A 26,545-nucleotide genomic window follows, 5' to 3' on the forward strand; every position below is an offset into this window, starting at 1 on the left:
AAGACTGCGGGCATGCGCTTCGTCATCCGCGTCGTCGTCAACGCGTTCGCGATCTGGATCGTGAGCCTCATCCCGTTCCTGCATGTCACCGTGACGCCGTTCGCGCCCGGCGGCGACCTGCAGCTCGTGCTCACGCTGCTCGCGATCGCGGCGGTGTTCGCGATCGTGAACACGATCGTAGGCACGGCGATCAAGATCGTCGCCTTCCCGCTGTTCATCCTGACGCTGGGCCTCATCTCCCTCCTGCTCAACGGCGTGCTGCTGTGGGTCACGGCCTGGGTGATGTCGTCGTGGGGATGGGGTCTCGGGCTCGACGGCTTCTGGCCCGCCGTGCTCGCCGGCATCCTCATCAGCATCATCAACTGGCTGTTCGGCGTCATCCTGCGCCCGCAGCAGAAGCGCGCCCGCTGACGCGGGTCAGAACGCACCGCCTCCCTCCCGCGCCGACCGCTCGGGCGACTTCTCGGGCCGGAAGTCGAACACCTCGACGGTCGGCGCCTCCTGCAGGTGCGCGAGGCGCTCGCCGAGCGCGGCGACCCTCGGATCCCCCGAGGCGTCGAACGAGCGCATCGTCTCGATGTACGCCTCGAGCCGATGCGCGGGGATCGCGATGTCGAACGGCGTGCTCGCCGGATCGAGCGTGCGCTCGATGAGCACGCTTCGGTCGGAGCCGGGCGCATGCGGCGCCCCGCCGCCCACGAGCAGCGGGAACGGGTCGTCGTCGTGGCGCACCGTGACCACGACCGTGTCGGAGCGGGTGTCGAGCTCCATGGGCGCGCCGAGGGTCACGAGCGTCTGCACGTCGTAGCGTCCCTCGGCCGCCAGCCAGCCCGCGATCATGCCGCCCTGCGAGAACCCGGCCGCGTGCAGCACGTCGCCCGGCTGCGCCCCCGCCTCCTCGAGGGCGCGCTCGACGGCCGCGTACGCCTGCGATCGCTCGCCGCTGTAGAGGCGCACGTTCGAGTCCCAGTCGAGCACCGTGCCGCTCTCGCCCTGCGTGCCCGCGACGTACACGGCGAACTCGCGTCGGCCATCCGCGAGCGTGTACCGCTCGACGCGGATCGTCGCGTCATCGCCGTCGGGCACGCGAGACGCGAGATCGCCGAACGACAGCGGAGCGCGCCCCGGCTCCCCGCGTGCCCCCGGCCGCATCACCGGCTCGGGGGCACGCCCGCGCAGGGAGGTGCCGTCGGGGATCCGCCCCGTGCGCGCGCGGCGCAGCCCCTGGATGATGAACGGCACGGGCGCGAACATGAGCGGAGCCGAGAGGCCGAACATCCCGAGCAGCCAGCCAGGGCCCCGGTCGATCTGCCGCAGGAACTCGCCGCCGTGCTCGGCGCGCCACGCGCTCAGCAGGCGCTCCGCCTCCTCGCCCGCGCCGGGGCTCCGCTGCTCGAGCTGCTCCTGGCGCATCCGCAGGAGCTCGGCGAGCGGGCCTCGCGCGTCTGCGTCCTGCTGCTCCATGAGCGCGCGCGCCTGCAGCTCGACCATCTCGTAGGTGTCGGCGGCGAAGCGCATCGCCCGCGCGATGTCTCCGGCGGATGCGGCGTCCGCCGCGACGGTCGAGGCGCACGCGTGCAGCCCCTCGACCGCCGCGAGCACGTCGCCGAGCAGGTGCGCGACGCCGCCGATCTCGCGCGCGAGGTCGCCCAGCCGCGCGGCGTCGCCATCCAGCTGCGCCGCGAGGGTGCGCAGCTCCGAGGGATCGACGGCCACGGCGCCGCCCGAGCCGACGTCGATCATGCCGCGGGGAAGAGCACCGTCGCCGCGGCGGACGGCAGCGCCCGCGCCTCGGCCTCGCACCGGAACGCCGCGCTGTGCAGGGCGGTGAGGAGATCCCTGGCGGACGCGCGGAACCGGTCGGCCGCCTCCGACCGCCACGTCGTGAGGAGCGACACGCCCTCGACCGACGCCGCCACCTCGCGCAGCTCGCCGGCGATCTCGTCCATCCTGCGCTGGGCGATCTCGATCATCGCGGCCAGCTCGTCTTGCGTCATCATGCGTCCAGGATCGTGCGGACGGCGGCCCGGGAAGACGACGGGGCGGGCGCGTGGACGGCCCGCGCGCGTGTCGTCCGCCTGTGCACGCGGTGAGGGGCCGCGATGCCGCGCTGAGTATGATCGGGAGGGCCAGCCACGCCGCTGTCCCGCCGCTCCCTTCCGCCATCCGCACGCGAGCGCGCGCCAGCCCGTCACCGGAGGCTCATCGTGACCGCATTCCCCATCCAGCCCCTGAGCCCGCTCGACGGCCGCTACCAGGGCGTCGTCTCGCCGCTCGGCGACTACCTGTCGGAGGCGGGGCTCAACCGCGCCCGCGTCGAGGTCGAGGTCGAGTGGATCATCGCCCTCACCGACAACGCCCTCTTCGGCACCGCGCCGCTGTCGGGCGAGGACAAGGACCGGCTGCGGGCCCTCTACCTCACCTTCGGCCAGGCCGAGATCGACTGGCTCGCCGAGCGCGAGGCCGTCACGCGCCACGACGTCAAGGCCGTCGAGTACCTCGTGCGCGACCGCCTGTCCGAGCTCGGCCTCGACGCGATCGCCGAGCTCACGCACTTCGGCTGCACGAGCGAGGACATCAACTCCCTCTCGTACGCCCTCACGGTGAAGCGCGCCGTCATCGGCGTCTGGCTGCCGGCCCTGCGCGCGGTCGTCGAGCGCCTGCGCGCGCTCGCCCACGAGCACGCCGACGCGCCCATGCTCTCGCGCACGCACGGACAGCCCGCGACGCCGACCACCATGGGCAAGGAGCTGGGCGTCTTCGTGTGGCGCCTCGACCGGGTCATCCGGCAGATCGAGGGCACCGAGTACCTCGGCAAGTTCTCGGGTGCGACCGGCACGTGGTCGGCCCACCTCGCGGCCGACCCGCAGGTGGCCTGGCCGAACCTCGCACGCGACTTCGTCGAGTCGCTCGGCCTCACGTTCAACCCGGTCACGACGCAGATCGAGTCGCACGACTGGCAGGTCGAGCTGTACGACCGCGCGAAGCACGCCGGCGGCATCCTGCACAACCTCGCGAGCGACATCTGGACGTACATCTCGCTCGGCTACTTCGCGCAGATCCCCGTCGCGGGCGCGACCGGGTCGTCGACCATGCCGCACAAGATCAACCCGATCCGCTTCGAGAACGCCGAGGCGAACCTCGAGATCGCGGGCGGCATCTTCACGACGCTCGCGCAGACGCTCGTCACGTCGCGCCTCCAGCGCGACCTCACCGACTCCACGACGCAGCGCAACATCGGCGTCGCGTTCGGGCACTCGCTGCTCGCGCTCGACAACCTGCGCCGGGGTCTCGGCGAGATCTCGCTCTCGCGCGACGTGCTCCTCGCCGACCTCGACGTCAACTGGGAGGTTCTCGGCGAGGCCATCCAGACCGTCGTGCGCGCCGAGGTCGTCGCGGGCCGCTCGCAGATCAGCGACCCCTACGCGCTCCTCAAGGAGCTCACGCGCGGTCGCCGCGTCGGCGCGGCCGAGCTGGCCGAGTTCGTGAAGGGCCTCGACATCGGCGACGAGGCGAAGCAGCGCCTGCTCGCGCTCACGCCCGCGACCTACTCGGGCCTGGCCGAGCAGCTCACGCGCACCTACCTCTGAGCCCGGCTCCGGCCATCCGTCGTCGGCGGATGGCCGGAGCGCCCGCGCGGGATCAGGACGATCGCGCCGCGACAGGACCGATCGGCCCCTGCCGTCCTGCTCTCGGCGGATTCTCCTGCGCTCGCGCGCCGGGGAACCCCATCCCGCGACGCGTGCCCGCGACGATGTCGGCCACGTTCGCGCGGAAGTTCGGGCAGGTCGAGATGTCGTGCGCGCGGCACTCGAGCGCGTGCAGCGCCATCGCGCGCGCCCGCTCGAGCGCGGCCATGCTCTCGTCGATCTCGGCGAGGTGGCGCTCGAGGATCTCATGCCGCCCGGCCGCGCCCGTGTCGACGAGCGCGCGGATCTGATCGAGGCTCATCCCGGCGGCCTTGCTCGCGATGATGACCGCGACGCGATACGCGTCGGCCTCGCCGTAGCGGCGCCGCCCTGCGCCGTCGCGCTCGGGCGCGAGGAGCCCGCGGTCCTCCCAGTGGCGCAGCACGTGCGTCGCCAGCCCGAATCGCTCAGCCAGCTCGCCGACCGTCCACGCACTTGACTTCATGTCGACATGAAGTCACACACTGGCCTCCTCCCGCAACCCGCACCATCCGGAAGGAGCCGCACATGCACGACGTCGCGATCATCGGAGGAGGCCCGGCCGGCCTCCAGGCCGCCCTCACACTGGGCCGGATGCACCGCTCGGCCGCGCTCATCGACTCGGGCGTCTACCGCAACGCCCCCACGAGCGCGATGCACAACATCGTCACGAACGACGGACGCCCGCCCGCCGCGTTCCGGGCCGCGGCACGCGAGGAGATCGCCTCCTACCCGACGATCACGTCGGACGAGGGGAAGGTCGTGTCGATCACGGGCGACCTCGGAGCGTTCGCCCTCGAGCTCGAGAACGGCGATCGCGTCGATGCGGCCCGCGTGATCCTCGCGACGGGCGTGGCCGACGCCCTGCCGGACATCCCGGGGCTCGCCGATGCGTTCGGCGACGCCGTCGCGCACTGCCCGTTCTGCCATGGGCACGAGTTCTCGGGCGGACGCGTCGGCATCATCGGGGCCGGCGAGCACACGCCGCGCCTCGTCGCCATGCTCGCTCCGATCGCCGCCGAGACGGTCGTCCTGCCCGGTGACGAGCCCGTCGCCCCGGAGGTGGCGGGTGTGCTCGCGCGGCTCGGCGCCGCCATCCGCTCGGGCCGGATCGCCGAGATCGCGCAGGAGGGCGACGGCGTCGCCGCGCGGTTCTCGGATGGCTCGAGCGAGCACTTCGCGGGGATGTTCACGTCGACCGCGTGGCGGCAGGCCGCGCCGTTCGCCGCGGACCTCGGACTCGCCATGAGCGACGGCGGAGCGATCGTCGTCGACGGGTTCGGCCGCACGAGCCGCGCGGGCGTGTACGCCGCCGGCGACATCGCGCAGCCGCCCGGCCTGCCGATGCCGCTGCACGCGGTCGCGGCCGCTGTCGCGTCGGGGCAGCTCGCCGGCGCCGCGTGCGTGCAGGATCTCGTGGCGGAGGCGCTGCGGGTGTAGGGGCGGACTCAGTCGCCGACGGCGCTCTCGAGCGCGGGGTGCAGGTGCCGCGATCCGATCGCGATGCGGGCCTGCTCGGCGGCGGCGCGCAGGGCCTCGTCGACCGCCGCCCCGCGCGCCGTCGCCGCGAGGAAGCCCGCCATGAAGGCGTCGCCCGCGCCGTTCGTGTCGACAACGGTCGCGGGAGCGGCCGCGACCTCGAACCGCTCGTCTGACGCCGACAGGGCCACCGCGCCCTCCGCTCCGCGCGTGCAGACGGCCAGGCGCGGGCCGCGGTCGAGGCACGACCGCATGAGCGCCCAGGGGTCGTCGGTGCGGTCGTCGTTCATGAAGACGACGTCGGCAGCGCGGACGAACGGCTCGTGGAAGGCCGACGAGCCGTCGTAGTCGTGCAGGTCGATCCACAGCGGGGTCGCGAGCGACTGCTCGACGAGCAGCATCCCGAGCTCGCTGAGGTCGACGACGGCCATGTCGGCCTCCGCCACGGCGAGCGCGGCCGCGTCGACATCCGCCGACGACGGCGTGGTGGGCGTCGAGACGTACAGCGACACGCGCGCGCCGGCGTCGGCCATGAGGTTGACGTGGCGCTCGGTGCGCTCCGACGCGACCCGGTCGACCGTGACCCCTGCCGCCTCGAGCGCCGCGAGAAGACGCGCGCCATCGGCGTCGTCGCCGACCGGCGTCCGCAGGCGCACGTCGACGCCCAGGTCGGCAAGGTGCAGCGCCTTGCCGGCCGATGTGCCGCCCGCCGTGTGCCAGGCGCGCTCGGCGAACTGCATGTGCGGAACGGGCTCGGGGAGCCGGTCGAGCACGATGAGGTGGTTCCAGGCGGAGGGGCCGCACACGACGACGCGAGGAGAGGGCATGCCCCCATCCAACCGGATGGGGGGTCAGTCCTCCTCGGTCGAGTTCCGCAGCGCCTCGTCGTCGAGGAGCGGCAGGTCGGCGCGCGTCACGAGCTGCGACGACACCGCGTACTCGACGAGCCGCGCGCGGCGGTTCGTCGCGAGCTTGCCGGGGCCTCCGCGCAGGCCCTGCACGCCCATCCGGTCGAGCTTGTCGCAGACGTTGTCGAGCTTGCGGTTGAACTTGCTCATCGTCCACCCGAGCCGGGCGGCCGCGGCGCTCGACGACGGCAGCTCGCTCACGCTCACGCCCTCGCGTCGCAGCATGGGCTCGGCGAGCGCGACGATGAGCACGCGCTGAAGGGGCGTGAAGCTCACCGGCATCACGGTCGTCTCGCCGCTCATCGACGTCTGCACCTGACTCGAGACGGCGTAGTGGGCCTCTTCCGTGTGCAGCCCGATCTCGTACGTCGTGGGGCCGGCGGTGAAGACGATCACGCTCTGCGCGAAGACGACGGGCATGCGGGCGCCGGGCGAGAGCCACGACTGCACCGCTCCGCCCGCGCTCGAGACGGTCGCCGCGAGGCGCGACCCGACGTTCGCGAGCCACCAGAGGCCGTCGTTGAACGACAGCTCGAGGAAGTGCCGGTGGAGGTACTGGTTGTCGTCGACCTCGAGGTCGCCCTCGCGCCCGATCGAGAAGCGCGCTCTCGGGCTCACCGTGAACCACTCGCCGGCGAACTCGACGCGGAGCGGGCGCTCGGCCCCCGGCACGGTGTCGGTGGGAGCGCTGTCGGGAGCGCTCATGAGGTTGTCAGACATGGAGGACCTCCATCGTGCGATCGCCGAAGCGGATGCGGTCGCCTGGGCGGATCGGAACAGGGACACCGACGGCGACAGGGTACTCGACGCCGGTTCGGATGACGCGCGTGCCGTTGCCGGAACCGCGATCGAGGACCGCCATCCCTTCGGCCCGCACGTCGAGGGCGAAATGGGTCTTGGACACCGAGCGCGCGTCGTCGCGGACGGGCAGCGCGTAGGCGACGCGCTCGTCGGGCTCGGGTGCGGGCATCCGGCCGACGAGGCAGAGCCCCGAGACGAGGTACTCCTCGCCCGTGTCGAGGCGCACGCGCGCCTGCGCCGATGCGGATGGTGCGGGCTCGGCCGGCGCGGATGGCGCGGACGCGGCGGTTGGCGACGGCGCGGACGCGGCGGATGACGACGGCGCGGCAGCGGATGGCGACGGCGATGGCGCGGCGAATGGCACGGGCGCGGCGTCGACGCGCGCCCTGGCCCGGCCGCGCGCGGCCTCGAACGCGATCGGGTCGGTCGGGTCGACCGCGCGCAGGTCGATGAGCCACGCGCGCGCCGCATGATCGTGCCAGCCGCGGCGGCGTCCCTCGCGATCCCACAGCGGCGACAGCAGCACGACGGCGGTTCCCACCACGGGCACGACGCCCGCGGCGACGGGGATGCCGGCCTTGAGGACCGCGCGCCAGAATCCGATCGGACGGAGCGTGTCGGCGCGGACGGTGCGCAGCTGCAGCAGCTGCTTGCCGAACGTCTGACCGCGCGAACCGTGCGAGGCGAGCTGCACGAGCCCGTAGACGACGAGGAGGAGCGCACCCGTCGCGGCGATGAGGATCCAGAGGAGCTCGCCGGAGAGAATGGCGCGGGGAGCGAGCGCGACCGGCGCCGCGAACACGGCGGCCGGGAGGGCGTCGATCGCCGCCGCGCCGATGCGGCGCCCGAGCGGCGCGGCCCGGAGGCCGAGCTGAGCGGCGCGGTCGACGCTCACGGGGGTCGGCTCCGGCGCCGCCTCCCGTGCGTCGATGATCGCCCAGCCGCTCATGTCACCCCGCGGGCGTCATCAGCGCCCGGGCGGGCGCGCCTTCGAACTCGAACGATGCGTGGCGCCCGTCGGCCGCCTCGAGCCACACGAAGACGCGGCCGCCCTCGCGATCCTCGACGGTCTGCAGGATGGCCTTCCCCGCGCCGGCGCCGCCGGCCGCGTCGGGGAACGACGCGAGGCCGCCGGACTGGATCTGCGCGAGCCAGCGGTCGTACGCGCCGACGTCCCCGAACCGGGCGGTCCGGCCCGTGCGGATGCGGTGACCCGACGCGCGCTCGACCCAGTTGCGTGCGCGGAAGATCGCGGCATGGGCGAAGAGGAGGCCGAAGAGCCACAGGAACACGAGGGCGATCACGACCCCCACGAACCCCATCCCCGCGCCGCGGAACGGGCGCACGGGGTCGTACCCGGCCTGCGCCATCCCGCTGAAGTGCGCCCAGAACGCGGGCAGGCTCGCCGTGCCGATGATCGCGGCGAGCAGCAGCACGCCCGCGGCGATGCCGTACCCGACGAGCTTCTGTCGCGAGCGCTCCTGCGCGAACCGCTCGGGCTGCGCGCGGAGGAGCCCGCGCTCGATCTCCTGCAGGGCCATCCTCACCACCCCGGGAATCCCGCGCACCCGAGCGCGAGACGGTAGAAGCCCGTGGACTGGTCGGTGAAGAGCCGGTAGGACTCCGCGGCGTCGCCGCGCTCGAGCGCCTCGACCATGCCGCGCACGGTCGAACGGGCCGTCGGGAGCCAGTCGGCGAAGGCTCCGGGCTCGATGGCCGAGCTGTCATCCTCGAGGATGGCCTGCACCTCGCGCGCCGCGACGAGCGCCTCCGCGATGCCCGTCGGGCTCACCGCAGCGCCGATGCTCACGGCGGTCAGCTGGGTCACCGGCTCGCGCAGCCGCTCGCAGCGCTGCGCGAGGGTGTCCGCGGTCGTCGACACAGTCCTGCTCCGCTCCGTGGGTCCTGCCTCGCCGTCGCGCGGGCGCGACGGCATTCGCGATCCTCCATGCTAGAGGCGCGGGCCATCCGCTCCCCGTCCGCGGCATGGGGAGTTCAGCCCATGCGCATGCGCGGCACCCGGGACGGGCGCGCCAGCGGGTCGTCCTGCCCATGCCGGAGACCCGCGCCCGGCGGGCGCGCTGGCTAGGCTCGAGGCATGTTCGACACGCTGCGGCAGGAACTCGCGCGCCGATCCGTGCACCCTCGGGCGGTGATCCTGCCCGGAGACGACGGCCCCGCGCTGGAGGGTGCGCTGCGCCTCTCCCCCGACGCCGACGGATGGCTGCTGGAGACCGTCGACTACGGGCGCGCCTTCGCGCTCGGGTCGGCGCCGGACGGGGACGCCGCCGCCACGCTCCTGCTCGCGTACCTGGACCGCCCGATCCCGGAGGAGACGACACTGCCGGAGGCGGAGGTCGAGCGCGCCGTGCAGGATGCGACGGCGCACTTCGCCGATCTGCAGGACCGCGCGGCGAACGGCTCGCTCCTCATCGAGCTGCCGTCGGGCGTCGCGCTGGACCGGATCGGCGCTCTCGACGGCACGATGCTCTTCCCCTACGGGACGGCCTACGAAGCACGCTCTCTCCCGCCGGTCGGCGTGCTGCCCGAGGGCTCGGAACGGCATGCGTTCCTCACCCGGTCGAACGTGCTCGTGCGCGTCGAGATCGCCCAGCCCTGGTTCGGCCAGCGCGGCGGAGGCCTCCGCTGCACGCTCGCTCAGGACTTCGTCGGCATCCGCGATCTCGTCGTCAGCGGAGCGCTCGAGCGGATCCGCGTCGACGGCTGAGGGCCGTTCAGTCGCCCAGGAGACCGAGCGAGGACTCGACAGCGCGCACCACGACGGACGCGTCGGACGATCGCGCGAGCTCTCGCGCGGAGCCCCGCTCGACGCGAAAGGCGACGAGCACGCCGTCCTCCTCCGCGATGAGCCATTCCAACTCCATGTCGCCCACCGCGAGCAGCACCCCTGCTCGGCGCGGGAGGACGTCGAGTCCCGCGCGCGCGGCCAGATCCTCGGCCAGACCCGGGATCGCCGACCGGGCGAGGTCGCCCGTGTCGGCCGGCGCGCCGAACCGCTCGATCGGCGTCCGCTCTCCCCGTGCGAAGTCCTCGTAGTCCTCTCGGCGCACGCTCTCCGCGTCCGCATGCCACACGGAGCCGTCGGGCGCGACGTACACGACGGCGTGCCCCGCTGCCCACACGGCCGCGAGCTCGTCCGGACCCGCTGTCACCGCGTAGCGGAGGCTCTCCCGGTCGAGATGCTCCCCGCGCTGCGCCGCGAGCCGGCCGAGGAGCTCTCTCGCCCAGGACGCATGCCGGATCGCACGCGCGCCCCAGATGTCGAGCTCGGCCTCGTCGACGAGGGGCGCGTCCGGGCCGTGGGGCGGAGGCGCCGAGAAGCTCGTGCGCATCGTCACCGGCGGCCGTCGCGCGGCCGGAACTGCTCCGGCGGCGTGCGCCGCCCCGACCGGAAGACCTCGATCGCCTCGTGCGGGGGCGCCCCCGACCCCGCGAACAGGACGGATTCATCGGCGGCGACGTAGATCCGCCCTCCGCCGCGCACGGCGTGCGAGACGACGACCGCATCGTCGTCCGGCAGCAGCTCGACGCCGAGCGGAGCGTCCTCCGACACCATCCGCCGCCAGTACGCCACACCGACGTCGATGAGACGCTGCTGCGCCGGAGAGGGTGATGCGCCGCTCACGACGACGCCTCCTCGAGCTTGCGCTTCAGCCAGTCCGGCTGGTTCTCCGGATCGCGCGGGAACCGCTCCTGGTCCTGCACCCATGCACTCGCCGCCGGGGCGACGTGGAAGGCCGGCTCGCCGTCGTAGTCGTATCGGGCTTCGACCGACCCGCTCCGGGACACCTCGAGCTCGAGCGAGAACCAGGTCCCCTCGCCCGGCCGGTACATCGCCGCGCGGAGTCGCCTCCGTGGCAGCGCGACCGACGGAGCGTCGAGGAAGGGCTCCTCGCGTCCGTCCCGCACGAGGGAGATCGTCACATCCGCGACGCCGGCGACGGCCGCGGCGCGGTAGCGGATGGCCTCCCAGTCGTCGGGTGCGGCGCTCGCGAGGGTCCTCGCGATCTCCTCTCGGAGCCGCGCTTCGACGAGGAAGGGAGGTTCGACCGCCGCGTCATCAGATGTCGTCATTGAAGAACTCCCTCATCTTCACCTGTCCGTTCTCCGTCCAGCGGACTTGGATGACATCCGGCGTCTTGGCGTTCCCATCGTAGATCGGCGAGATCCGCACCTCGATCGGCGTCTGCGGGTGGGCGCGGCGGAGGTCGGCCCAGTGCTGCTCGAGCGCGTAGAAGCTGTCCGCTCCGCTGTTCTGGTTGACGTCGCGCAGCATCGCGACGAGGTTGACGCTCTCGCCGCCGCCGCCGAACTGATTGCCGAACAGGTGCCCGCCGTCGTAGTCGGCTCCGCCCTGCCGACCGACACGGCTCTGCACGCTCTCCGATCGGCGCGCGTCGTCGAAGTCGAGGCTGTCGGTGTGCGCTTCGATCGTCCGGCCCCGATGGTCCGTCTCGAACGTGTGGGTGCTGTTGCCGTTCTCCGTGGTCACGACATAGGTCGTATTCGGCTGCGGATTGTGGAGGTCGGGATTCAGTCCGTCCGAGCTGTACGAGGTCTCCACGCGGGTCACCGTGCCGGAAGCGTCGGTGTAGAACGTCCCCCGGCCCTTCACCTCGTAGACGGCGTTCGGCTCCAGCCCCCTCTGCTTCGCGAACGGCGTCCTCGGACGATCCCAGTCGACCGTGTACGTGTGCCGGCCCGCGGCGTCCTGTCCCGTGTGCACGGGCTGCATCCGCCGCCCGCCCGTCCGGTCCCCACCCGAGCCGTCCCCGTCGGCGCCGGCATCCGCGCCGTCGCCTCCGTCGACGACGTCGGACGGGTCGATCGACGCGTCCCAGTTCGTCGCGTCGGGCTCGTCCGGCGGCCACGGCGACCGCGTGCCGTCCTGGCCGTCGACGACCCAGACCTGCTCGCCGTCGAACACCGCGTTGAACCAGTGCCCGTCGAGGTCGTCGCCGCGGTCGACGCCGACGACGCAGTGGGAGCCCGGTCCCTGAGCGCGCAGCGTGGCCTCGATCTGCTCCGGCGTCATCGGGGTCTGCGGCAGCCCCGTGCGTGACTCCATCTCATCGATGTCGAGCGTGCCGGTGTCGGCATCCCGGATCGGCTGGCCGCTCAGGAAGTCGTGCATGTTCGCCGCGACGTTCCCGCAGTTCTCGGCGTACCCGTTCGAGAGGTCGTACGGGTCGTAGCCCGTGTTCGACTGCCCCAGCGCCTCGTCGATCTTGTCGCGGATCTGCTCGGGGCTGTCCTCGGGCGAGGGCGACCGCGGGTCGCGCTCGCCCTCCTGGGCCGCGGACTGGTCGTCGGAGGCCGCACTCGTCTCGTCCGCGTCCGCACCGCCATCCGAGGCGTCCGCACCGCCATCCGAGGCGTCCGCGTCGTGTCCGGTCGCGGCGCCGTTCCGCGTGCTCGATCCGTCGGACGCGTCCGGGGCATCGGGATCGCGGAGGTGGCCGCCGCGCTCGAGAGCCTCCTGCGACATCGGCCGGCCGCTGCCGTCGAGGATGCGCACCTGCAGGCCGCCGCCCGGCTGCCCGAAGGCCGGCGCGATCCGGGAGACCTCGATCCGCCCGCCCGGAGGGAGGCTCACGAGATCGCGGATCGTGTAGTCCGCGCGGAGGTTGCCCGGCGGAAGGGCGCGCGCCTCGAACGGCGTGCCGGGAAGCGAGAAGTAGTCGCCCTGGGGACCGCCCATGCGATCGAGCTGCCCGCCGTAGTTCTGGTGGAACACGTCGAGGTCGGTGATGTGCCGATACGACCCCGGGTCGCCGCCGTCGTTGCCGGGATACACGGGCCGGTTGTTCGCGTCGGTGTACCGCGACTCCCAGTCCGCCTGCGAGAGCGGATTGCCGGCGTCGTCGCGCCCGTACGGGGCACCGGGGTCGGTGACGAGGTGCTGGACGTCCGGGCGGACCGCGCCCGGGTGGGTGTACCGCGGATCGAGCTGCCCGCTGTTGCCCGGCCCCCGCGGGGCGCCGTAGGCCGGATCGATCGGGTTCGACCCGACGGGGCTCTGCGCGCGATCCCACCCGTTCCCGAACTGATCCGGCGAGCTCATCGGGTCGCTGGACGACGAGTCGCCGGACGACGAAGAGCCGTTGCCGGCACCCGCGCCATGACCGCCGGCGACGCTGCCGGTTCCGGCTCCCGCCCCACGGAACGGCATCGCGCGCGGGGCGGCCAGAACGCCCGCCGCCGCGGCGGCGGAAGCCGCTCCGGCCGCGGCAGCCTCCTCGGCCTCCTGCTGGTCCGCGTCCTGCTGGTCGCTCTCGCCGTCGCGGGACTCCTCGGTGTCACCGGAGTCGTCGGCGTGGCTTGACTCATCGGCGTCGGACGACGCGTCGGCGTCAGACTCGGCCGAGGTCGCGGCCTCGGTTCCGGCGCCGTCGCCCGCGCTCTGCCCGGCATCCGCATCGGCCGGCGCCGCGTCGGTCTCGCGCGTCGATGCACGACCGGCGGCCGCGGCAGCGGGCGTCTGGTCGCTGTCCGCAGCGGCGTCCGTGCTCGAGTCGGGCGACTCGGTGCTCGTCGAGCTCTCCTGCGGCGAGGCGTCTGCGTTCGAGGCGGAGTCTGTCGAGCTCTCGGGCGATGCGTCCGAATCGCCCGCCGCAGGGGACTCCGCCGAGCCGTCCGACGGAGAATCCGTCTGCGCGCCCGGCTCCGGGGAGGTGGCCTCCGGGGAGGTGGCCTCCGGGGAGGTGGCCTCGGGGGCTGTGCCGTCCGGAGTCGTGCTGTCCGGCGTCGCGCTCTCCGGGGTCGTGCCATCCGGCGTGGTGCTGTCCGGGGCCGCGCCGTCCGGCGACGTGCCTTCCGGCGTGGTGCCCTCGGGAGTCGTGCCATCCGGCGTCGCGCCCTCGGGAGTCGTGCTGTCCGGCGTCGCGCTGTCCGGCGTCGCGCCGTCGGGAGTCGTGCCATCCGGCGTCGCGCTCTCCGGGGTCGCGCCATCCGGCGGCGCGCTCTCGGGAGTCGTGCCGTCGGGCGACGTGGTCTCCGGGGTGCTCTGCGTCGCGTCGGGCGTCGTGCCATCCGTGCCGCTGTCGCCCGCACCGTTCTCCGGGGCAGAGCCGTTCTCCGGGGTCTCGGCCGAGGGGCCGTCGCCCGGGAGCTCGGCCGGCGCGTCGGGGCTCGCATCGGTGGGCACGTCGACGTGACCGCCGTCGCCTCCCGCGCCGCCGCCATCCGCTCCGCCGCCCGGGGTCGGGCCGTCGTAGTCCGACGTGCCCGCTCCGCCGCCGCCGGTGGTCGTCGATCCGCCGCTGCCCACGCCGCCGGGGGTCGGACCGTCGTAGTCGGTGCGGCCCGTCCCGCCGCCGCCGTTCGACGATCCGCCGCCGACGCTTCCGCCCGTGGCCGGGCTGTCGGGCAGGTTCGTCGTCGTGCCCGCGTTCTGGCTCGGCGAGGCGTTGCCGCTCGTGTCGCCGGCCGGGTTCGGCGTCACCGTGCGCCCGTTGTTGAGCCCGAGGGCGTTCCGGCCCGCGTTCACGGCGCTCGTGCCGCCGCGCATGCCGGTGGACATGACGCCGCCGATGATCATGCCGCCCACCGCCGCGCTCAGCGGGTTGAACTCGGTGCCGTTCATCGCGGCATCCACCGCGCCGCTCGCGAGGCCGTCGAGTGCACCGCCCGCCGTCTCGCCGCCGACCTGGCGGAGCCCGCTCCGGAAGCCGGGGCCGCCCGATCCGCCGAGCCCGCGCGAGACCGGGGAGGCGACCGCGCCGCCCGCGAACGCCGAGATGAAGGCGGTGCCGACATCCTGCTGCTGATAGGACGGGTCGTTCTCGTCGTGCGCGGCGTTCATGATCGCCGTCGAGACGGAGCTCGAGATCGCCGACTGGAGGCCCTCACGGCCCGCGGCGAGCGCGGCGCGTGCCGTCACCCCGCGCGCCCCGCGCATCGCGCGGAGAGCGTTCTTCAGCTTGTCGATGAGGTTCTTGATCTTGATGGCCCAGCGCACGACGGTCGCGGCGGCCTTGGCGGAGCCCGCGATCGCGCCGAGCCCGAAGGTGAGGGCGCCGAGGATGCCCGTGATCGCGAGATCCACGGCGAGCTCGAGCGCCATCTGCTGCAGGAAGTCCTTCAGCTGCTCGCGCATGATCTTGAGCTGCTCGACGAAGTCGTCGATGCGCGTCGCGAGGCTCTCGGCGTTGCCGGCGATCGCGGTCGTGGAGGCGCGGAGGCCGTCGTGCGACGTCTGGACCATCGCCTGCTGCGGCAGGCTCATGCCGCCGATCCACGAGAGCGCGCCGTCGGCGGTCGTGCCGCAGGTGCGCACCGTCGTCGCGAGGGTGATCCACGCGGTCGATCCGCGCGCGAGCTTGTCCTCGTCGCCCGTGGGGATCACGACGCCGACCTGCTGGAGGCCCCACTCGATGATCTCCTGGAACTCGCCGAGCACGCCGGGGAGACCCGGGCCGAGAGCCGAGGGGGCGTCGATGCCCTTCTCGTCCTTGACCTCGGTCGCCGTCGCCTTCTCGATCGTCGGAGTCTGACCCGCACCGGGAGACTGCGCGGCGCGGTACATCCGCGCGGTGTTCTCGAGCGCGGCGGCCATGATCCAGTAGCCGTTCGCGATGCTCTGGACCGACTGGAGCACGGCTGTGGCCGTCGCGTCGTAGCCGTCGTCGCCGCCGCCGGCGAAGTCCTCGGCGGCGTTGTCGTCGCCGGCCATGCCCGCGACGCCGCTCAGCGACCCCTTCGCCACCGAGACGGCCGACTCGAGCTGCTGCGCGGCGTTCCGATACGTGGCGGCGTCGGCCTCGATCGTGGCCGCGGTGATCTTCACTTCTTTCGACATCGTGCCTATCCCAGAGCCGCCGCGAGGGTCGACCAGTAGTCCTCCATGGCGTCGACCGAGGTCTCGTACGCGACCTGAGCGGCGTGCACCTGCTTCTGCAGGCCCTCCGCGCTCAGGCGCATGGCCTCGGCGCCGAGCGCCCAGGAGTTGAACGCGCCGAGGAACGCCTGCATGGCGGGCCCCTGCCACTCGTTCGGGAGCATGTACGCGAACCCGGACGCCCCGCTCCGGAGCGCGTCGCAGTAGCCCACGAGCTCGGTCATCGCCTGCTCGAGCGCCTTGAGCTCGGCGGGATCGGCCTGCTGATCGGTCATCGCTCCCCCTGCGTGTCATCGAACGAGAGCTCGACGTCGGCCTGCAGCGACTCGGCCTGCAGCGACGGGCTCTCGAAGCTCACGGCGCCCATCTCGGCCCGGAGCGACTCGGCCTGCAGCGACGGGGCCTCGACCCGCTGCTCGCCGACGAAGGCCTCGAAGGACGGCGCATCGAGCGATGGCGCCTCGGCGCGCTGCTCCGGCGCGAGCCGCTCGAACTCGGCGGGGACCGCGTCGCCGTGGATCGACGAGTCCGCAGCCGGCGGCAGATCGGCGGGAGCCGGCTGCCCCTCGGCGTCGAGCCCGGCGGCGTCCTCGCCCGCGCCCGCGCCGCCATCCGCTGGCGCACCGCCATCCGAGGCAGCGTCGCCGTCCGAGCCCGCGTCGACGTCGTCCTCGGGCTTCTGCACGACGCCGTCCTCGGTCTCGACGAAGCCCGCCTCGAGCTCGCTGTCGTCGCCGTGCAGCTCCTCGACCGACTCGTCCGACAGGAACGGCGTCGTGCCGATCGAGTCGTCGTCGCCGTCGCCGTCGGTGTCGCCCGAGCCGCCACCCGTGTAGCGGCCCTTCGAGCCACCGAGAGCGCCTCCCCCGAAGCGCTCGACCTCGTCGTCGCCCGCGTAGTCGCGGCCGAAGAACTCGGCCATGTCCTCGGCGCGGGCCTCGCCTCGGGCGACGCCCTCCTCGAACTGCACGGCGTGCTTGCGCAGGCCCTGCACGCTCGGCACCGTCTGCGCCATCCCCTGGCGGAGCCCGCTCTCGGTCGTGTCGTAGCTCACGCCGGCGGAGATGAGGCCGTTCTGCAGCCCGGTCAGCGACAGGCGCACCTGCTCGGAGAGGGCGACGAACCGCGACCAGTTCTGCCGGAACGACTCGGCATCGTCGCCCTTCCAGTTCTGAAGCGCGTTCTGGACCTGCGAGTCGACCGACGAGATGTTGCCGTCGAACGTCGCGATCACCGAGCCGAGAAGGCCCGCGACCTCGGCGAGCGACTCGGCCCGCACCCTGAACTGCACCATGGAAGCCCCCTACGCAGGCGCGGTCGTCGGCGCGGACGCCGACGACCGCGACGGATCAGCCGTTGAACGTCGCGGCGATCGCCGACTCGCTGTCCTCGTACGAGAGCGCGGCCTGGTTGAGGAGGTCGCTGATCCCCTGCAGCGACTCCTTGAGCTGGATGCCCGCCTGGTCCCACTGCGAGTAGAGCTCGTTGAAGCTCTGCGACGCCTGGCCGTTCCAGTCGCCCGCGATGAGGCCCTCGACGAGGGACTTGAGGTTCGACAGCTGCGACTCGATCGACTGCGATCCGCTCGAGAGCTGTCCCGCGACGCTGGCGAGCGACTCGGATGTGACCTTGATCTCTGCCATTTCTTCCTCCGTGGTGTGACCGCGCTGCGCGGTGAAGTCGTGCCCCCTGACCCCAGATGATCGGGGTCGCCTCCACGCTAGCCGCGGGCCCGAAATCCGTCTGTGGGGAGGAGTGCCCAAGCGCAGCCGGCGGACCGGCGGCAGGGGATGTCGCCGGCGTCGACGCGAAGGGCGTCTCCCGGACGCGCCTCGACGCCCTCTGCACAGCGCCGTCGTCGACGCGCCGACATCCGCCCGGATAGGCCGGGATCCGCCGGGATCCGCCGGGATCTGCCCCCGGGAAGAGCGCCACCACCGCCCAGGTCGCAGTTTGCGGCCCCAAATCGACGATGGGGGCCGCGAACTGCGACCGGAACGTTCGGGGATTGCCAGCCAGGGGTCGCGGTGGCTGTGGAGAACGCGGACGCGCCTCGGCGAGCTGGTGCGACGGTGAGGAGATGGGCCGGCACCGGATGAACCTCCCGCAGGATCTCGGCGACACCTTCGCCGTGCGCGACGCACGCGCGCTGGGCGTCGGGGAGAAGCGCCTGCGCGCGGCCGATCTCGGGCGCCCGTTTCGCGGCATCCGCACGGTCGACCTGGCTCCGCTCGAGGTCGAGGACCCTTACGAACGGCAGCGGCAGCAGCGGCTCCGACTCGCCAGGGCGTACGCGCATCGCCTGCATCCCGGCCACTTCTTCTGCCGCGAGACGGCAGCGTCGGTCTGGGGCGCGCCGCTGCCCCTGGTGTTCACGCCGGACGGAGCTGTCGCGGACGAGACGCACCTCGGCGTCCACGTGGGGGTGATCGGACCGATGGCGCTTCCTCGCGCTCGAGGCGTCATCCGGCACCGCGCGCAGGCGAAGATGACGTCGCTCCGCGAGCACGCCGGCCTGCTCGTCACCTCGCCGGCGACGACCTGGGCCGGCCTCGGAACGCTTCCGCTGCCGGATCTCATCGCTCTCGGCGACTTCTTCTGCCGGGTCTGGCGCGAAGGCGTCGGCCGGCCGACGCCCGGACGACCTCCCCTCGCTACCGTCGCGCAGCTCGAGGCCGCGCTCGCGACCGGCCGGTGGCAGGGAATCGTCAGGTTGCGCGAGGCGGTCGGATGGATCCGTCCCGACGCCTGGTCGCCCAAGGAATCGCGCGTCCGGTTCGAGCTCGTCTGCGGCGGACTGCCGGAGCCGGAGCTCAACGGCGACGTGTTCGACGACTCCGGACGATTCCTCGCCTGCGTCGACATGCTCTACCGCCGCGAGCGCGTGGCGATCGAGTACCTCGGGATGCTGCACGGCGCCTCGTGGGCTCGCGACGTGGAGCGCATCGCGTCACTGCGCGCAGCGGGATGGACGGTCGTCGAGGTCACCGCACCGCTGCTGGCGAATCCGCGCGAGCTCGTCCGACGCGTGCGTGACGCGCTCGGCGGCCGTCGCGCCTGATCCCGGTCGCACTTCCCGGCCTCAAACGGCCGAATACAGCCGCAAAGTGCGACCCCGGCAGCCGCACCGCCACTCCGGTCGCACTTCCCGGCCCCAAACGGCCGAACTCGGCCGCGAACTGCGACCCCGGCAGCCGCACCGCCACCCCGGCGCCGACCCCAACAGCCGCGCCACCACCGGCAGCCGCGCCACCACCGGCACCACCACCGGCTCAGGCCGGCGAGAGCGCGATGTCGACGTCGCCGACGCGGAGGGCGTCGCCCGGGCGCACCTCGACGCGGTCCTCGCCCACAGGGAGCGGGATGGTCCGGTCGCCGCGGCGCAGCGATGAGCCGTTTCCGGAACCGGCGTCGCCGGCCCGCAGGGTGCCCCGCTCGAGCTCGAGGTACAGGTGCACGCGCGACATCGACCGGGTCGTGTCGGCGACCTCCACGGCCTGTGCCCCGAGGGTCGCAGCAGTCTGCTCGGGTCGCCGCCCGATGACCGCGCTGCCCGAGACGATGACGTCCTCCCCTGTCGAGAAGACGAGTCGGACCCGCTCGCCCCAGGCCTCGCGCGCCCGGGCCGCGGCACGGGTCGCGGGCGGTGCGATGTCGGGCGGCGTCCAGGAGGGGGCGGATGGCGCGGTGCCGGCCCTCGAAGCCGCGGCCGGCTCCGCGGGTGCCGGCGCCGCCGAGCGCTCCGTCGGCTCCCACCCGTCGTCGGCGGCGCGGTCGGCGCGCGTGGTGAGGACGAGCTGCCCGCAGGCGAGGCAGTACATGCTGCTGGGTTCGAGTGTCGCAGCGCAGTACGCGCAGCGTGCCGATGCCATGTCAGCTCCTCACTGGCGGATGTCGGGAACGCGGACGGGCAGCCAGCCGCGGGGCGTGGAGAGCACCCCGCCGCCGATCGGCACCTGCCCGAGCATGAACTTCGGGATGGCCGCGCCCGCGGCCTGGGTGCCGTACAGGGCGGCCTCCGGGCGGAGCACGATCGCGCGCCGCGAGCGCTTGGCCTCGACGAACGGACCGCCGAAGAGGGTCGACGTCGACTCGGCGTCGACGGCCACGATGAAGACGGCACGGTGCCGCACGCCCGTGAGGGCGTGGTCAAGCGGGGCGTTCTTGAGCTGCTCGACGTCGTCGACCACGAACGTCACGACCCCGGGGAAGGGCGCGAGCACCTCGTCGAGCTCGAGCGGGGTGAGTGCCGCGCTCTCGATGACCGGCACACCCATGTCGCGCGCGAGATCGCTGAGCGGCGAGGGCCGGGGGGCGACGACCACCGCGTGGTCGCCGCGCTCGGCGAGCTGGCGCAGGATGACGGCGAGCGTCGACGAGCGCCCCGAGCGCCGCGTGCCCGAGACGACGAAGCCGCCGTCGCCCGGCCACGTGAGCGTGCAGCGCGCGAGTCGGTCGCCCCCGACCGCGACGACGATGCCGTCGGGGTCGTCGCCCTCCGCCACGGGGAGGTCGCGCACGGCCGACAGCGCGATGTACTTCGGCAGCGGGTCGACGCGGAACGGCTCGGGGCCGGTCGCTCCCCCGCGCTCGTCGAACGCGTCGCGCACGCGCTCGACGACGCGCCGCAGCGCCGTCGTCTGGGCCTCGCCGCTTGTGTCGCGACCGAGCACGGCCAGTTGCGCCTCCGCCGCCTCGGCGCCGAAGAGCACGCGTCCCTGCGGGAGATCGGTCGGGACATCCTTCGCGTGGATGCCCGCCGCGCGATAGTCCGCGATGTCGCGCACCGGCAGCACGTACTGCGTGTCGACGAAGTTCGTGACCTTGTCGCCGAAGATGCCGCGGTCGCCCGTCATCACGACGCGCACGCCCACGGCGGGGCCCTCTCGCAGGAGTCGGATGAACTGCTCGCGGAAGGCGAGGAGCTGGTCGGGCCCCATCGACGAGAGCAGGCGCTCCCAGCCGTCGACCGCGACGATCGCGAAGGGCAGCGCGGCCTCCGGCGCGTTCCGCCGCTGCTCGGAGATGTGCCCGACGCCCGCGCTGGAGAGCACCGTCTGGCGGCGCTGGAGGTCCTCGAGGAGGCGCTGCATGAGGCGCGGCAGCCGGTCGCTGTCGAGCTGGGTGACGACCGCGCCGCAGTGCGGGGCGTCCGCGAGCGGCAGGAGGGCGCCGTTGCCGAAGTCGGCGATGTAGAGGTGCACGTCGCCCGGGTCGACCCGCTCGACCACCTGCGCGAGCACCGTGCGCAGCGCCGTCGTGCGACCCGACAGGGCCCCGCCCGCGAAGAGCAGGTGCGAGCCGGTCGCGATGTCCCACGTGAGCGTGCGCTGCGCCTGCGCCTTCGGCACGTCCTCCAGGCCGAGGACGATCTCGGTCTCCCGCAGCGCCTCCCCCTCGAACCGCTCGACCGGAAGCGTCACCGGCAGCGGGACGAGCCACGGGCTCGGATTCTTCGCGATGCCGAGCTGGTCCGACGCGGCCGTGATGAGGTTCACGAGCGCGCGCAGATCCGTGTCGTCGTGGTCGTGGTTCTCGGCGTGCGCGGCAGCGGGCGGGTACTTCACGGGGAAGCCGAGCGCATCCCACGTGATCGGCGCCTTGGGCGGCAGCACCTTCGTCGCGCGCACGGCGCCGGGGCGGATGCCCGCGACGCGCGCCGTCTGGAAGCCCATCGGCGCCGCCGACGGCCCCAGGCGCACGAAGCCCCGCCCGGGGGTCGACGGGCTGATGAGCGCGGCCTCGCCCGAGCCGAGCACGTCGGACGAGTCGTTGCGATCGGTCACGCGCAGGGCGACGCGCAGGTTGATGTTCGACTGCATCTCGGGCGTGACGACGCCGGAGGGCCGCTGGGTCGCCAGCACGAGGTTGACGCCGAGCGAGCGGCCGACGCGGGCGATCCGCACGAGGCCGTCGATGAACTCCGGCAGTTCGGTGCGCAGCTCGGCGAACTCGTCGATCACGAGCATGAGGCGCGCGAGACCGCGGCGGGCTGCCGTCTCGGCATCCTTCGCCCACGCGGCGTCCACGTCCTTCGCGCCCATCTCGCGGAGCACCTGCTCGCGGCGCTTGAGCTCGGCGTCGAGCGACGCGAGCGCGCGCTCGGTCTCGCGCGCGTCGAGGTTCGTGACCATGCCGACGGTGTGCGGCAGGCGCTCGCAGTCGGCGAACGCCGACCCGCCCTTGTAGTCGATGAGCACGAAGTTGAGCGCGTCCGGCCGGTTGGCCATCGCGAGGCCCACGACGAGCGCCTGCAGGAACTCCGACTTGCCCGATCCGGTCGTTCCCGCCACGAGGGCGTGCGGGCCGTCGCGCGAGATGTCGAGGGCGAACTCCCCGTCGGCGTTCGCGCCGACCACGACGTAGGTGTTGCGCGGCTGCGCGTTCCAGCGGCGCACGAGCGGCGACGGATCCTCGAGGTCGATCCCGAGGAGGTCGACCATCCGCACGCTCGTCGGCAGCATCGCCTCGTCGCCCACCCCCGAGACGTGCTCGAGCGAGCACAGCGCCCTGGCCATCCGCTCGCACTGCGGCACCGAGACGCCGTCGAGCAGCACCGACGGGAAGTAGCCGCCCGGCCGCTCGAGCGACGCCATCGACGGATCAGACGGGTCGACGACCACGACGCTCGTCGCCTCCTCGGGCAGGCGCGATCGGTCGCTGTCGAGCGCGAGGACGTGGATGCCGTGCTGCGCTCCGTGCTCGAGCAGCGGCACCATGCCGGGCAGCATGCGGAAGCGGCGCGCCCCGTCGACGACGACGAGCACGTCGGTGGGCGCCTCGTAGCCGCGCTGGCCGGCCATCCGCATGCGCACGTCGAGGGCGACGGCGATCTCCCGCAGCCGCTCGCGGCGCGTGTCGTCGTCGTTGCCGATGAGGGCGGGCACGTGCTCGGCGGTGTGCGCGTGCGGGAGCCAGCTCGTCCACCCCCACTCGGCCTCCGCGCCGTCGTCGCACAGCACGATGACCTCGGCGTCGCGGGGGCTGCGCAGCGCCGCGAACGACAGCACCATCGAGCGCGCGAGCGACCGCACGGCGTCGGCCGGCCCCGCCACGCCCACGACGCCCGCGCGGCAGTCGACGGCCACGGGCGCGGGCCCGACGCCGACGCGCTGCTCGGCGCCGCGGTCGCGGCCGCCGCCCTCGAAGCGCACGTCGAGGTCGATCTCGGTCACGCCCACGCGCAGCGCCATGGCGTCGTCGTCGGCCTTGCGCCGCTCCCATAGACGCGAGAGCGGGCGCAGGACGATGTCGCGCACGACCACGGGGTCGGGCAGCCGGTACCAGGCGGCCAGGCGCTGGCGCTTGACGAGATCGCGGATGCGCTCACCCGCGACGCGGACCTCGTCGATCCACTGCTGCTCGGTCTTCAGCCCCTTCTTCTGCGCGAGCTTGCGCTGCGTGAGGAACGAGCCGATCACCATGATCGGGCTCGCCGCGGCCATGAGCAGCATGACGGGCCGCTGGAAGAGGATGGCCATGGTCACGCCGAGCACGACGGGGATGACGGCCGACAGCCACGGCAGAGGCGACTGATCGGGGTCGTCCGGCTTGTCGCCCGGGAGCTGGATGGACGGCTGCACCGCGCGCGCGGGGACGCGCGACGGGCGGTTGAATCCTCGGCCCCCGATCGTGTCGGTGAGGTCGGCGTCGGCGTGCGGCGCCATGCCGATGCGGAGCACGAGGCTGCCGATCTGGACGAGGTCGGCCGGCACGATGCGCTCGGGCGCGGTGATCGCGACGTCGTTGACGAGCGTCTTCGCCCCGGCCGCCGGGGTGATCGTCGCGAGGAGGGGGTCGGATGGCCCGCCGAGGGCGATCTGGATCGTCAGGTGGGCGGGTGCGAGCGCCGGGTCGACGACGCGCACGTCGTCGCCCTCGCCCGAGCCGACGGTGAGCGCCTGCCCGCGCTCGACGGGGACGGTCTGGCCCGCGAACGGACCGCCGACGATCTCCAGGCGCACGGTGCGCGGGTCGGGCTCGGGCGCAGCCCGGTCGGGGATGACCGCGCCGGAGAGCAGACCGGCCCCGGCGAGCGACGTCGCCGGGTCTGCGCCGCCCGCGAGCAGCTGCGGGCTCACGCCGAGCGACTCGGCGACCTCGCCGACCGTCGTCGCCTCGTCGACGTCGAGCAGCCAGGAATCGGCCTGCGCGGGCGTCGTCTGCAGGGTCAGGCGCACGCTCATCGGCTCGCGTCCTCTCGGTCGTTCGGGGTCTTCGGGGTCATCGGGCGCCCACCCGGTCGAGCAGCGCGCCGAGCGGTCGGAAGACGCCCGCGGAGCGCTCCGATTCCACGGGCGTCGCCGGCGCGAGACGCAGGGGCACGCGCAGGCCGACGAGCTCGACGTCCTCGTCCTCTGCCGGCGGCTCCTCGCCACGCGCCTCCGCGGCCTCGACCTCCTTGTCGCGCTGCGCCTGCTGCGCGGCCTCGAGCTCGGCGCGCGGCACCCGCTCCGCGGGCTCGACCGGCTGGGCGGACACGAGGCCCTCCGTGGGCAGGTCGCCGTCGGGGAGCGAGAGCGTCACGGAGCCGGTCGCCTGCGCGCCGCCCTGCGCGATGTGGAAGCTGAACTGATCGGCGCGCGCGCCGTCGCGGGGCAGATAGCGCGCGATGCCGTCGGCGCCGCACACCACCGTCCCGTGCACGGCGTCGCCGCACGAGACGAGAGACAGACGTGCACCGGGGTCGGTCGCCACGAGCCCCGCGAGATCGAACTCGGAGACCTCCCCGGGCGTGAGCGGCGCATGCACGGACTGCGCCACGGGCGGCCGCTCGGCGCGGTACACCGGCACCGTGATAGTCGCGGGCTCCGACCAGGTGCCGTACTGGTCGGCCATCCGCACCGTGACCTCGAGCGGGCCGTCGAACGAGGCCTTCGGGCGGATCACGAGGTGCGTCTCCGTGGCCGTGACCTCGGCGACATCGGACGGCGAGACGGAGAAGACCTCCAGGCGACCGCCTCCCCTGCAGACGAGGCACGTCGCCCCGAGGTCGCTCACGGGGAGGAGCAGGGTGCCGCCGGCCGCGACCGGATGCGGGTAGGCGGCCGACGGGACCGACGGCGCCTCGGGCGCCTCGAGAGACACGACGTACTCCATGGTCGTCGTCGTGCGCCCGTTCGTCATGGGCACCGGCACGATGTCGCTGCCGTAGTCGGGGTCGTACTCCTCCGCGCGCAGGAGGAACCCGTCCGCCGCGCACGCGACGACGAGGTCGGACGCGGCCAGCACGGGCGCGCAGTCCGTCACGGTCCAGCCCTCCGGCGTGTTCACCGCCTTCTCATCGAGATACGGGATGGCGATCGCGTTCGGCCCGCTGTATGCGGCGGCCGGCGCGACGAGGCTCGCGGCAGAGGCCGCGGCGAGCGCGAGGACGGCGAGGCTGCGGCGCATGCGTCGCTCCTCTCCGTCGCCTCGCCGCGCGCGGACGCGGCGGCTTCCCATGCTAGGTCGGGCTGCCCGGTGTCGTTGGGGGCAGTACTCCCCACCTCCGCCCATCCGGTCGTGCGCGAGAATCGACGGGATCCCATGAACGCGCCATCCGCAGCCCCGCCGCCCGCGATCGGAACCGACGCCGGGCAGACCCGCCTGCGCGCCGACGGCCCGAAGCCGCCTCTCGGCCGCGGCGGATGGCCGCTCCCCGAGCTGACCGCGCGCCAGCAGCGCCCCAAGCGGTGGTGGCGGCACCCCGCGTTCCTCGTCTCGGCCATCCTCACGATCCTCGCGATGCTCGGGATGGCCGCATGGATGGTCGTCAGCGCGATGCTCTCGAGCGACGTCGTCGTCTCGGACATCGCGCTCACCGTGCAGGACGGCAACGCCCACCTCGACTGGGAGGGCCCCGACGCGGCGTACTCGGTCTACGCCGTGCACGGCGACGGCACGGCGACCGACCTCAGCCAGTTCGTGATCGAGAGCACCGAGGTCTGGCTGCCGCAGTCGACGGGCGCGTTCGAGAGCGACACGTGCTTCGTCGTGCGCGCAGCGGCCTTCGCCGACCAGCCCGTCGCGCTCGACGCGGCGGCCCTCGCCCGCGAGGGCGCGCAGAGCGTGTGCGTGGCGCAGGCGAAGCGATGAGACGGCGCGCCGCCGCCCTCGTGCTCACGGCGACTGCGCTCGCGCTCGCCGGCTGCTCGGGCGCCGCGGGCGTCGAGGCGGAGCCGCTCGAGGGCGTGGACCTCGGCGCCTACGACCCCGCGCACCCGGGGAACGGACTCTGGCTCATCCCGGGAGAGCAGGCGATCGCGGAGATCGCGGAGGCGGTGCGCGCCGCGGGCGACGTGCGCTACGAGGGGTCGTACACCGAGCTCGTCGTGCACGACGATCCCGAGACGCCGCCCTCGCCCGGGCGCACGGTGTCGGTGACGTTCGCGGGCGACCCCGAGTCGTACGAGGCGAGTCTCGCGGCCGGCGACCTCGCGCTCGACGTCGTCGTCGCCGAGGGCGCCGCGTACGTCCGCGGCAACGACGCGTTCGCGCAGCGAAGCGGGCTCGCGGCGGCGCGGGACGGCTTCGTGTGCCTCGCCTCCGCGAGCGCGCTCGACGACTGGCAGCCGCTGCTGGATCCGTCGCTGCTCGTCGAGCAGCTCCTGCGCAGCGCCGAGGAGGTCGCCGTCATGCCGCCCGCGGCCGACGCCGAGACGGCGGAGCTCGTGATGGGCGGCAGCGAGAGCCCGACCGGGCACCTGACCGTCGCGGCCGTGGGTGCGCCGCTCCCTCTCGAGTTCCTCGCGGGAGATGGCTCCGGCGACGGCCGCTTCTCGTTCGCGGGATGGGGCGAGGACGTCGCGGTGACGGCCCCGGAGGATCTCGCGCAGGGGTGCTGACCT

General features: G+C 73.5%; 25 protein-coding genes. 7 read left to right on the plus strand and 18 right to left on the minus strand.

Translation table 11 applies throughout. The features are described from left to right. Window positions 1–12 precede the first annotated feature (12 nt). Entirely contained in the window at window positions 13–411 is a 399-nt protein-coding gene (locus tag ACOWU6_RS03790; RefSeq protein ID WP_271172630.1) for a phage holin family protein, read from the plus strand. Between the two features lie 6 nt (window positions 412–417). On the opposite strand, the gene ACOWU6_RS03795 is transcribed toward ACOWU6_RS03790, so the two are convergent. Then, window positions 418–1,743 (minus strand): hypothetical protein, encoded by a 1,326-nt coding sequence (locus tag ACOWU6_RS03795; protein WP_421074769.1) that lies wholly within the window; start codon window positions 1,741–1,743, stop codon window positions 418–420. Continuing rightward, the gene (locus ACOWU6_RS03800; RefSeq protein WP_271172628.1) at window positions 1,740–2,000 is read right to left on the minus strand and encodes a hypothetical protein; all 261 of its coding nucleotides are present in this window, start codon (window positions 1,998–2,000) and stop codon (window positions 1,740–1,742) included. The genes ACOWU6_RS03795 and ACOWU6_RS03800 overlap by 4 nt, the downstream gene beginning before the upstream one ends. A gap of 207 nt (window positions 2,001–2,207) precedes the next feature. Between ACOWU6_RS03800 and purB the strand changes: the two genes are divergently transcribed. Continuing rightward, on the plus strand, window positions 2,208–3,590 hold the full coding sequence (purB, locus tag ACOWU6_RS03805; protein WP_421074770.1) for an adenylosuccinate lyase: 1,383 nt from the start codon (window positions 2,208–2,210) through the stop codon (window positions 3,588–3,590). A gap of 52 nt (window positions 3,591–3,642) precedes the next feature. On the opposite strand, the gene ACOWU6_RS03810 is transcribed toward purB, so the two are convergent. Next, window positions 3,643–4,134, minus strand: a complete 492-nt coding sequence (locus ACOWU6_RS03810; RefSeq protein ID WP_421074771.1) for a MerR family transcriptional regulator — start codon at window positions 4,132–4,134, stop codon at window positions 3,643–3,645. A 62-nt stretch (window positions 4,135–4,196) separates the two neighbouring features. Here ACOWU6_RS03810 and ACOWU6_RS03815 point away from each other — a divergent pair, with 62 nt between their 5' ends. Then, window positions 4,197–5,108 carry an NAD(P)/FAD-dependent oxidoreductase gene (locus ACOWU6_RS03815; RefSeq protein WP_421074772.1) on the plus strand — a complete coding sequence of 304 codons (912 nt, stop codon included), beginning with the start codon at window positions 4,197–4,199 and terminating at the stop codon, window positions 5,106–5,108. 8 nt (window positions 5,109–5,116) lie between these two features. On the opposite strand, the gene ACOWU6_RS03820 is transcribed toward ACOWU6_RS03815, so the two are convergent. From ACOWU6_RS03820 to ACOWU6_RS03840, 5 genes are read right to left on the minus strand one after another with little or no spacing between them, the layout of a single operon-like run. Next, window positions 5,117–5,974 (minus strand): carbohydrate kinase family protein, encoded by an 858-nt coding sequence (locus ACOWU6_RS03820; protein WP_421074773.1) that lies wholly within the window; start codon window positions 5,972–5,974, stop codon window positions 5,117–5,119. Between the two features lie 24 nt (window positions 5,975–5,998). Beyond that, window positions 5,999–6,760: a hypothetical protein gene (locus ACOWU6_RS03825; RefSeq protein WP_271172683.1), complete on the minus strand. Its 762-nt coding sequence runs from the start codon at window positions 6,758–6,760 to the stop codon at window positions 5,999–6,001. A gap of 7 nt (window positions 6,761–6,767) precedes the next feature. Continuing rightward, window positions 6,768–7,805, minus strand: coding sequence for an RDD family protein (locus tag ACOWU6_RS03830; protein WP_421074774.1), 1,038 nt, complete (start codon window positions 7,803–7,805; stop codon window positions 6,768–6,770). 1 nt (window position 7,806) lies between these two features. Further along, window positions 7,807–8,397 (minus strand): hypothetical protein, encoded by a 591-nt coding sequence (locus ACOWU6_RS03835; protein WP_271172622.1) that lies wholly within the window; start codon window positions 8,395–8,397, stop codon window positions 7,807–7,809. 2 nt (window positions 8,398–8,399) lie between these two features. Continuing rightward, window positions 8,400–8,738, minus strand: a complete 339-nt coding sequence (locus ACOWU6_RS03840) for a hypothetical protein (RefSeq protein WP_421074775.1) — start codon at window positions 8,736–8,738, stop codon at window positions 8,400–8,402. Window positions 8,739–8,954: 216 nt separating this feature from the next. On the opposite strand from ACOWU6_RS03840, the gene ACOWU6_RS03845 reads away from it, so the two are divergent. Continuing rightward, window positions 8,955–9,584: a TNT domain-containing protein gene (locus ACOWU6_RS03845; RefSeq protein ID WP_421074776.1), complete on the plus strand. Its 630-nt coding sequence runs from the start codon at window positions 8,955–8,957 to the stop codon at window positions 9,582–9,584. 7 nt (window positions 9,585–9,591) lie between these two features. Here ACOWU6_RS03845 and ACOWU6_RS03850 read toward each other — a convergent pair whose 3' ends face one another. From ACOWU6_RS03850 to ACOWU6_RS03880, 7 genes are read right to left on the minus strand one after another with little or no spacing between them, the layout of a single operon-like run. After that, entirely contained in the window at window positions 9,592–10,215 is a 624-nt protein-coding gene (locus ACOWU6_RS03850) for a hypothetical protein (protein ID WP_421074777.1), read from the minus strand. Then, entirely contained in the window at window positions 10,212–10,502 is a 291-nt protein-coding gene (locus tag ACOWU6_RS03855) for a hypothetical protein (protein ID WP_282978456.1), read from the minus strand. The genes ACOWU6_RS03850 and ACOWU6_RS03855 overlap by 4 nt, the downstream gene beginning before the upstream one ends. Next, window positions 10,499–10,951 carry a hypothetical protein gene (locus tag ACOWU6_RS03860; protein ID WP_421074778.1) on the minus strand — a complete coding sequence of 151 codons (453 nt, stop codon included), beginning with the start codon at window positions 10,949–10,951 and terminating at the stop codon, window positions 10,499–10,501. Before ACOWU6_RS03860 ends, ACOWU6_RS03855 begins: the two co-directional genes overlap by 4 nt. Then, window positions 10,938–15,677 (minus strand): DNA/RNA non-specific endonuclease, encoded by a 4,740-nt coding sequence (locus ACOWU6_RS03865; protein WP_421074779.1) that lies wholly within the window; start codon window positions 15,675–15,677, stop codon window positions 10,938–10,940. Before ACOWU6_RS03865 ends, ACOWU6_RS03860 begins: the two co-directional genes overlap by 14 nt. Before the next feature lie 5 nt (window positions 15,678–15,682). Then, entirely contained in the window at window positions 15,683–15,991 is a 309-nt protein-coding gene (locus ACOWU6_RS03870) for a hypothetical protein (protein WP_282978450.1), read from the minus strand. Next, window positions 15,988–17,010: a WXG100 family type VII secretion target gene (locus ACOWU6_RS03875; RefSeq protein WP_421074780.1), complete on the minus strand. Its 1,023-nt coding sequence runs from the start codon at window positions 17,008–17,010 to the stop codon at window positions 15,988–15,990. Before ACOWU6_RS03875 ends, ACOWU6_RS03870 begins: the two co-directional genes overlap by 4 nt. Window positions 17,011–17,065: 55 nt before the next feature. After that, entirely contained in the window at window positions 17,066–17,359 is a 294-nt protein-coding gene (locus ACOWU6_RS03880) for a WXG100 family type VII secretion target (protein WP_271172613.1), read from the minus strand. Window positions 17,360–17,796: 437 nt separating this feature from the next. On the opposite strand from ACOWU6_RS03880, the gene ACOWU6_RS03885 reads away from it, so the two are divergent. Further along, a complete protein-coding gene (locus tag ACOWU6_RS03885; RefSeq protein ID WP_421074781.1) occupies window positions 17,797–18,777 on the plus strand; it encodes a hypothetical protein in 981 nt (326 codons plus the stop codon). Between the two features lie 211 nt (window positions 18,778–18,988). Here ACOWU6_RS03885 and ACOWU6_RS03890 read toward each other — a convergent pair whose 3' ends face one another. Genes ACOWU6_RS03890 through ACOWU6_RS03900 form a run of 3 tightly spaced genes read right to left on the minus strand, consistent with a single transcriptional unit; the run spans window position 18,989 to window position 25,109 of the window. Continuing rightward, window positions 18,989–19,588 carry a hypothetical protein gene (locus tag ACOWU6_RS03890; RefSeq protein WP_421074782.1) on the minus strand — a complete coding sequence of 200 codons (600 nt, stop codon included), beginning with the start codon at window positions 19,586–19,588 and terminating at the stop codon, window positions 18,989–18,991. A gap of 9 nt (window positions 19,589–19,597) precedes the next feature. Then, window positions 19,598–23,902, minus strand: a complete 4,305-nt coding sequence (locus ACOWU6_RS03895) for an FtsK/SpoIIIE domain-containing protein (RefSeq protein ID WP_421074783.1) — start codon at window positions 23,900–23,902, stop codon at window positions 19,598–19,600. A gap of 37 nt (window positions 23,903–23,939) precedes the next feature. Continuing rightward, complete coding sequence (locus tag ACOWU6_RS03900) at window positions 23,940–25,109, minus strand: Ig-like domain-containing protein (protein WP_421074784.1); 1,170 nt, start codon at window positions 25,107–25,109, stop codon at window positions 23,940–23,942. Window positions 25,110–25,244: 135 nt separating this feature from the next. Here ACOWU6_RS03900 and ACOWU6_RS03905 point away from each other — a divergent pair, with 135 nt between their 5' ends. Together ACOWU6_RS03905 and ACOWU6_RS03910 are read left to right on the plus strand one after the other, a co-directional pair. Then, window positions 25,245–25,793: a hypothetical protein gene (locus tag ACOWU6_RS03905; protein ID WP_271172608.1), complete on the plus strand. Its 549-nt coding sequence runs from the start codon at window positions 25,245–25,247 to the stop codon at window positions 25,791–25,793. Beyond that, a complete protein-coding gene (locus tag ACOWU6_RS03910; protein WP_421074785.1) occupies window positions 25,790–26,542 on the plus strand; it encodes a hypothetical protein in 753 nt (250 codons plus the stop codon). Before ACOWU6_RS03905 ends, ACOWU6_RS03910 begins: the two co-directional genes overlap by 4 nt. Window positions 26,543–26,545: the final 3 nt, after the last annotated feature.

Origin of the sequence: Microbacterium sp. SA156 (assembly GCF_049065455.1) — a bacterium.
In the GTDB taxonomy this organism is placed as follows: domain Bacteria; phylum Actinomycetota; class Actinomycetes; order Actinomycetales; family Microbacteriaceae; genus Microbacterium; species Microbacterium barkeri.

Bases quoted from the DNA above. Each gene is read 5' to 3' on its own strand.
- ACOWU6_RS03790 (WP_271172630.1), top strand. From the start codon at position 13: ATGCGCTTCGTCATCCGCGTCGTCGTCAACGCGTTCGCGATCTGGATC.
- ACOWU6_RS03895 (WP_421074783.1), bottom strand. From the start codon at position 23,902: ATGAGCGTGCGCCTGACCCTGCAGACGACGCCCGCGCAGGCCGATTCC.
- ACOWU6_RS03820 (WP_421074773.1), bottom strand. From the start codon at position 5,974: ATGCCCTCTCCTCGCGTCGTCGTGTGCGGCCCCTCCGCCTGGAACCAC.
- ACOWU6_RS03865 (WP_421074779.1), bottom strand. From the start codon at position 15,677: ATGTCGAAAGAAGTGAAGATCACCGCGGCCACGATCGAGGCCGACGCC.
- ACOWU6_RS03885 (WP_421074781.1), top strand. From the start codon at position 17,797: ATGGGCCGGCACCGGATGAACCTCCCGCAGGATCTCGGCGACACCTTC.
- ACOWU6_RS03900 (WP_421074784.1), bottom strand. From the start codon at position 25,109: ATGCGCCGCAGCCTCGCCGTCCTCGCGCTCGCCGCGGCCTCTGCCGCG.
- ACOWU6_RS03795 (WP_421074769.1), bottom strand. From the start codon at position 1,743: ATGATCGACGTCGGCTCGGGCGGCGCCGTGGCCGTCGATCCCTCGGAG.
- ACOWU6_RS03875 (WP_421074780.1), bottom strand. From the start codon at position 17,010: ATGGTGCAGTTCAGGGTGCGGGCCGAGTCGCTCGCCGAGGTCGCGGGC.
- ACOWU6_RS03800 (WP_271172628.1), bottom strand. From the start codon at position 2,000: ATGATGACGCAAGACGAGCTGGCCGCGATGATCGAGATCGCCCAGCGC.
- ACOWU6_RS03830 (WP_421074774.1), bottom strand. From the start codon at position 7,805: ATGAGCGGCTGGGCGATCATCGACGCACGGGAGGCGGCGCCGGAGCCG.
- ACOWU6_RS03845 (WP_421074776.1), top strand. From the start codon at position 8,955: ATGTTCGACACGCTGCGGCAGGAACTCGCGCGCCGATCCGTGCACCCT.
- ACOWU6_RS03910 (WP_421074785.1), top strand. From the start codon at position 25,790: ATGAGACGGCGCGCCGCCGCCCTCGTGCTCACGGCGACTGCGCTCGCG.
- ACOWU6_RS03835 (WP_271172622.1), bottom strand. From the start codon at position 8,397: ATGGCCCTGCAGGAGATCGAGCGCGGGCTCCTCCGCGCGCAGCCCGAG.
- ACOWU6_RS03870 (WP_282978450.1), bottom strand. From the start codon at position 15,991: ATGACCGATCAGCAGGCCGATCCCGCCGAGCTCAAGGCGCTCGAGCAG.
- ACOWU6_RS03860 (WP_421074778.1), bottom strand. From the start codon at position 10,951: ATGACGACATCTGATGACGCGGCGGTCGAACCTCCCTTCCTCGTCGAA.
- ACOWU6_RS03905 (WP_271172608.1), top strand. From the start codon at position 25,245: ATGAACGCGCCATCCGCAGCCCCGCCGCCCGCGATCGGAACCGACGCC.
- ACOWU6_RS03890 (WP_421074782.1), bottom strand. From the start codon at position 19,588: ATGGCATCGGCACGCTGCGCGTACTGCGCTGCGACACTCGAACCCAGC.
- ACOWU6_RS03825 (WP_271172683.1), bottom strand. From the start codon at position 6,760: ATGAGCGCTCCCGACAGCGCTCCCACCGACACCGTGCCGGGGGCCGAG.
- ACOWU6_RS03815 (WP_421074772.1), top strand. From the start codon at position 4,197: ATGCACGACGTCGCGATCATCGGAGGAGGCCCGGCCGGCCTCCAGGCC.
- ACOWU6_RS03810 (WP_421074771.1), bottom strand. From the start codon at position 4,134: ATGAAGTCAAGTGCGTGGACGGTCGGCGAGCTGGCTGAGCGATTCGGG.
- ACOWU6_RS03880 (WP_271172613.1), bottom strand. From the start codon at position 17,359: ATGGCAGAGATCAAGGTCACATCCGAGTCGCTCGCCAGCGTCGCGGGA.